The following is a 6,328-nucleotide window of genomic DNA, read 5'->3' as shown; positions in this document are numbered from 1 at the left end:
GGCAGGAGCCGGTGCCGTGCTTGGAGCCGGGGTAGCCGAAGGCGCTGGGGATGCGGACGGACTAGGAGTCGGCTTCGGTGTTGACGTTCCCGGTTCCGAAACTACTGCCGGGCTCAGATTGTTGGTAATGCGTCCTTCAATTTTGGATATGATCGGACCGCCTTTGAACGTCTTCACGACGTAATCATAGAATACATCCAGGTCGATTGGCCCGGGTACGGAAGCGCTGGCTTCGGTCAGAACTTTGTAGTTGTCTCCGCCTGCCGCCATGAAGTTGTTGACGACAGCCGTATACGTTTGATTCGGGTCAATCGGTGTTCCGTCCGTCTTGGTGAGACTGGCAATGCGATTTGCTACCGGCAGATACAGGTTAGCCGTGTATTTCAGACCGGAAATTTGCAGCGTTTTGGTGTCTGGCGATCCGTCCGCTTTCACGCCCCATTGCTGCAGCAGCAGAGTCTTGATTTGTGCTCCGGTGAGCGTCAGCTTCACCAGTGTGTTGCCGAACGGCTGGATTTTGGCCAGATCGCCGAAGGAGACATTTCCGTTCGGAAGGTCTGCACGAATACCGCCTGGATTCATGAAGGCAAAGTCCGCTTTTTTGCCATCGCCGAAATCCGCATTGATCATAGCGTCGGCAATCAGGTTGCCAAGGGCCGATTCATTATTGTAGGCGTCAGTGCGGGTAATCGTACCGTCCGTCGTACCTACCGGCTTGGTCAGCTCCGGATGCAGATTCAGATACTTGTTAACAAGGTCAACCGTTGCCGCATCTGGTGTCACCCCATCTTGGAAGGTGGTGGTGACGGCAGCGGATTTCGTCTTGACATCGCCTGTAGTGTGATCAATAACCAGCTTAATGTCCTCAAATGCTGTTCCGTAAGAATAAGCCTGGACAACCAGCTTGCCGTTAACGACGCCGTTTGCAAACGCGTGGTTATCACCGGCAACGATAACGTCAACTGGCGAGTTAGCCGGAAGCGCACTTGCCAGATCGGCGGCTTCGCCCGTTGTGGCCTCGCCTTTGGTAGACGCCGGATCATGCGCCAGCACAACGATCGTTTGAACGCCTTTGCCTTGAAGCTCGGCGGCGTACTTCTCGATAGCCTGTACTTCTTCTTCAGGAGACAGGAAGCGGACGCCCGCTGTGCCTGCTGGGGAAACCTTGCTTGGCGTTGCCTTGGTCACCACACCGATAAAGCCGATCTTCACGCCGCCAATTTCCTTGATGACGTAAGGATTGATAATCGGTGTGCCTGTCTTGCTGTCTACTGCATTGGCATTGACATAATCAAAATCCGTACCCGCGTGAACAACTTTGTTGTTCTTAGGGTCCGCTCCGCCGAAGAGCTGCGTCTTCAGCGCCTCGACGCCTTGGTCAAACTCATGATTGCCCAAGGAACCGACATCGAATCCCATCAGGTTCATCCATTCAATGGTCGGCTCGTCGCGCTCAAGCGAGGATACCGGAGCCGATGCGCCAACGGAGTCCCCGTTATGAAAGAGAATGGAGTTCTCATATTTCGCGCGAGCTTGCTTCAGGTAAGTCGCGAGAACCGCAGCCGTTCCTGCATTCTTGCCGTTGACAACGGAAGTGGTGTCAAGCTGGCCGTGGAAGTCGTTGATGCCGATCAAGTGAACTTCAACATCTTGAGTAGGAGCGGGAAGCGTTTCTTTCAGGTTCAGGCTGTAAACCTCAAATCCCTTAGCATCTGTCGCCCCGGTATCCTTGATGTTGCCAGGAAGAACATTTTTCGCGTCAGGGGAGGATGTAAAGGTAACATTTACATTGCCCTTGATCGGAGCCAGGGACCAGTTGTTGTCGGCGGTCGGGTCAATCGTGCCGGACTCTTTGATATAATCCATCAGAACCTGGCGGTTCTCGGTTTGGGTGTCCATGATCATCGTGGAGCCTTTGACGCCCGGGAAGTTGCCCCCGCCGCTCGCGCGGTAGTTGTTCGTAACGACGATGAAATCCATATTCGGATCAAGCGGCGCATTGTTATACGTCACTTCCGTTATACGGCTCGAAGACGCGTCGTTGATCGTGCCGTCCGTTTTGTATTTTGCGTTCTTGGTTACATCGATTTTGTACTTTATACCGTCAATCACGTCGAAGTTGAATACGGCAAACTTCGGATTCAACAGGGACTGCGGCGTGGAAATGCCGGGTTTGATGCGGTTGAACACGCCTGCGCTCATTTCCAGCCATTCCTTGACGACAGAACCTTTAACCTTGATCACTTTCAGCGTGTTGTCGTACAGATACAGATCGCTCGCGCTGCGGATCGTCAGCGGTCCGGCGTCAATGCTTGTATATTCTCCAGGGCCGTTGCGGCCCGCCTTGAAAGGAGCACCCACGCTGAGAATCGGCAGCCCTCTATACTCCGCCAGCGCAGGATTGGTGGCAATTTCATTTTCCGCATAATGTTTTTGGGCATAGGTCACAATCTGAACGGTCGGATCGTCCTGTACCAGGGCAAAATAACTGTTCATCGGAGCCGTCGTCGTGCCGAGCGGTATGCCAGTGTAATCAATTGTAGCCTGATGGTCGGCCCCCACCGCATCCAGAATGGCCGGATCTTCCGCGGCTCCAGCAGCCGAACGGGTCGAAGCTTTGGAAGCCGTCTTGTCAACCACCCATTTTCCGCTGCCATCTTTAGTGATTTTGAGATCAATAAGGCCCAAATAGCCTCCGCCATAACCGGCCTGTACAGCCGGAACGCCGTGGATATGGCCGTTCACATTGTCAATATAGCTGTAAGGCTGCTTCGTTGCCGGATCTATAAAAGATGCATCCAGCTTCGTAGTATCCCAATTCGTCGGGAATACCTTGTGGGTGTGAGAGAAGGTAATCGCGTCAATGCCTGGAACCTGACTCAGCTCGCTGATGGCATTTTCGGCGTTTGGCCCCGCCGCTGCAGCATCGAAACCGGTGTGCGCCATCACCACAATAACGTCAGCCCCGGCCGCTCTCATTTCAGGAACAAACTTTTCTGCGGTTTCAACAATTCCTTTGGTTATAACCTTGCCTTCCAGATTGGCTTTGTCCCACTCCGTAATCTGGGGGGTTACCAGACCGAGAAGGCCGACTTTAATCGTTTGGTCTTGCCCATTGGTGTCTTTTACCGTCTTGGTGATCATCTCATAAGGTTTAAAATAGTTCGTTACGCCGTCCGGCTTATAAATATTCGCATTGATATAAGGAAAATTAGCTTTGGTGTGTACACTGTCTGTGGCGCTTCCGTTAACCACTCGATCCAGGAATTCCAGACCGTAGTTGAATTCATGGTTGCCGAAAGTTGCCGCATCGTAATGCAGGGTATTCAGGGCCGCCATCATCGGATGGGGCTTGGAGTCGTAGACCGCCTGGGTCACAGGCTCAATCTTCGCCTCATATGTACCGAGCGGCGTTCCCTGGATCAAGTCCCCGTTGTCAAGCAGCAGGTTGTTCGGCTGCTCGCTTCTCGCAGTATGGATCAAGGTCGCTGTCCGCGCAAGCCCGACTGAAGAGGACGGCGCATTCTTGAAATAATCCCAGCCATATACATTCGTATGCACGTCCGTCGTACTTATTAACCGAAGGTCAATTAAAGGCAGTGAAGAGCCCCCCGCATCCGCAGCCTCCGCCTTGTCCGCATTCCAAAACGCCCCAGCAACGAATCCGCCAAGCACCTGAGCCGAGAGTACGGCCGTTGCCAGTACGGAAGCGAGAGGCTTGTTCCATCGTTTCTTCCACATCATCTACTAATCCTCCTATCAATTAATCTACCTCCGCGATATCTTATCACAGAAAAAAATTCTAATCTAGCAGGAAAATATAAACTCCACGTATTTTTTATGTAAAATTTCTCACATCAACTGTAAACTGATAACGATTTCATGATTGGATTTAACAAAAAGTTCATAAATATTCATAGAGTTAAAACACAAAAAGCCTCTTCCCCATTCTTCGGGACCAAGAGGCTTAAGATTTATATTTTGCCGGCTATTTATAATAATTATCGCGTATTGCAGTTCTCAAAGCTGCTGTAGGAGATTCCTCAGCTCTTACACCTCCGCCTTCCGAAGCAGAACCCGGGAAGCAGCGCCGAGCAGTATAATGACTGGTATCTGCCACAACGCCAGTTCGAAGGCCGTTCGGACATACAGCCAATCCCCTACCGCGTCTAACCGCGGATACCAGCCGGGAAGAGAGAAGAACACCCCGATTATAACTAGCAAAGCCGCAAAGAATATCATCACTCCCCGAGCACGAAAGCGGCAGTGCAGCGAGCCGAGGAAAAATCCCCAAACATTAAACATGAGCAACGTGAGCAGGATTACAATGAATTGCTTCAGCACGTTTCCATCACTCAGGTAGGGAAAATGAAAGAAGTGGAGTCTGCTGCCCCAATAGTTGGCCCACTCTTTTTCCACAAAGGCAAAAAACGTTTGCGCGAGTGCCGACAACACGCTGATAACCCCCACAAAGATTGCTGTCCCCATAAAATAGTCCCCGCGCCGCACGTTCATACCTACGGCAAACGGGAGAGTCTGCCCTACCAGTAGAATACTGAACACAAATGAGTAAATATACAGCGTTACAATCGAACCGTTAAATTGCTCGCCTTCGCTGCTGCCAACGGTCAGAATGACTGAATGAACGAGTAAAATGGACAGAACGATCGCCACGGGCGCAACAGCCACCTCTCAGATCCTTTGCCTGAAGCCGCCAGACCGCTTGAATTCGATTCATATGGCCTCTTCCTCTCTCACAATCGGTTTCTTCCCGCCGGTAAGGTGGACAAGAAGCTGCTGCAGGGACACGGACGACAGCTCAAGTCCCAGTTCTTGGGCGCGGCGCTGTGCTCCGGTGTCCAGCAGCTCATGCACAGATATTTTGAGATAACCGCCGAGCGTCTCCCGGCTCATAATATTGCGGCCCTGCACGAAGGTCTCCACAGAAGCGGCCGGTCCCATCACCGTGTATGCGCTGCCACGCAGGCTGTCCGCGTCCGTGTCCAGCACGAGTCTGCCCTTGTCGATCAGCAGAATATGTTCAAGAATGCGGCTTACCTCGTCAACCAGATGGGTAGACATTATAATGGTCCGGGGCTTCTCTGCATAATCCTGAAGCAGCCGGTCATAGAACAGCTCGCGGGCCACTGCATCCAGACCAAGATATGGCTCGTCAAAAATAGTGAGCGAAGCCCTGCTCGCCAGTCCTACAATTATGCCTAGACTTGATAGCATGCCCCGGGAAAGCTTATTCACCAGCCGCTTGTACGGCAGTTCGAAGTCCCGCATAAGAGAGTCCGCATAAGATTTATCCCACACCGACTGCCAGCCTTTGTACAGCGGTCTTGACAGCACATTCCGCTCATTGGCCCAGCCGCCTGACAAATGGAGCATGCGGTAATCCGCATCGCCGAAATCCACGCTCGCGCTCATGGCCCGCAGCAGCTTTAGCCTGCCGCCGCCGTCATTGACGAAGCGGACCGAGCGAGCAATGGCGTCATGCTGCTTGAAGACCGTGTACAATAGCAGCGACCGCAGCCCGGTGAGATCATCCCGCAGCTCCAGCTCCAGCGTCTCCGCTTCGTCATCGCTCTCCGCATAGGTTGCGGCAGTCCTTCTAGCACGGGCTTGCCAGAGAAAATCCTGTGTGAATGATATCTCAAATCAACGATGGCCGAACCGTCTTCACATTCGAATCGAAAGGCCGGCTCCCGGAAATCCGAGGTGCCGTACCCCGGATATTCCCGGGGCAGCGTATCCAGGGAGAATCCGCTCGTTTTTTCATGCGGGTAAGGGTTCGGCGACAGCGGACGTTCCAAATAGACGAGCGGATTACTGTCGCCAAACGCTTCAACCCTCGCTCCCCAGTAGCGATGCGACAGGTGGCCGTCCCGGATGATTTGCAGCACATAGCTTGAGCCCGGGGTCTGCAAATGAAATGTTTTCAGCGTTTCGTCATAGTGAATGGACACAGCACAGCCTCCCTATAATATTTACCGTTTATTTCCGGGGTCCCCGCAAAGTGCCTAAGTAAGTATCGGAGCTGATGCTGCATTTTGCGAGGAGTGATTTTTATCATATCTTATCCTATCTCTTCACTGCTCCCGAGGCAAGACCTGAGATGAACCAGCGCTGCATGAACAGATACAGAATCGTCGAATGTTCAGCCCTGCACAAAAAGAGCCGCTTTTCAGCGACTCCATGGTCATATAAATAAAGTATAGAATTTATAATGGCGCAGGCAAGGAAATAGTGCTGGAGTTTGCAGGAGATAACGATAATACTCCTTGACTTCACGCCTGTTGATTACCCAAAATAAGGAATAACA

3 protein-coding genes and 1 pseudogene are annotated in these 6,328 nt (G+C 52.3%); all 4 read right to left on the bottom strand.

Annotation, left to right across the window (positions count from 1 at the left end):
- Positions 1-3,744, bottom strand: a 3,744-nt coding sequence (locus tag L691_RS0113870) for a bifunctional 2',3'-cyclic-nucleotide 2'-phosphodiesterase/3'-nucleotidase (protein WP_232229183.1), incomplete at its 3' end; no start/stop codon positions are given.
- 306 nt (positions 3,745-4,050) lie between these two features.
- A complete protein-coding gene (locus L691_RS0113865; protein ID WP_232229182.1) occupies positions 4,051-4,689 on the bottom strand; it encodes a hypothetical protein in 639 nt (212 codons plus the stop codon).
- A 45-nt stretch (positions 4,690-4,734) separates the two neighbouring features.
- Complete coding sequence (locus tag L691_RS33565; RefSeq protein ID WP_232229184.1) at positions 4,735-5,235, bottom strand: AAA family ATPase; 501 nt, start codon at positions 5,233-5,235, stop codon at positions 4,735-4,737.
- 141 nt (positions 5,236-5,376) lie between these two features.
- Positions 5,377-5,909: pseudogene (locus tag L691_RS0113855) on the bottom strand (glycoside hydrolase family 36 N-terminal domain-containing protein); the annotation flags it as partial.
- Positions 5,910-6,328: the final 419 nt, after the last annotated feature.

Source organism: Paenibacillus zanthoxyli JH29 (genome assembly GCF_000520715.1).
GTDB classification, from domain to species: Bacteria; Bacillota; Bacilli; order Paenibacillales; family Paenibacillaceae; genus Paenibacillus_AQ; species Paenibacillus_AQ zanthoxyli.
This window is presented reverse-complemented; position numbering and strand designations above follow the sequence as displayed.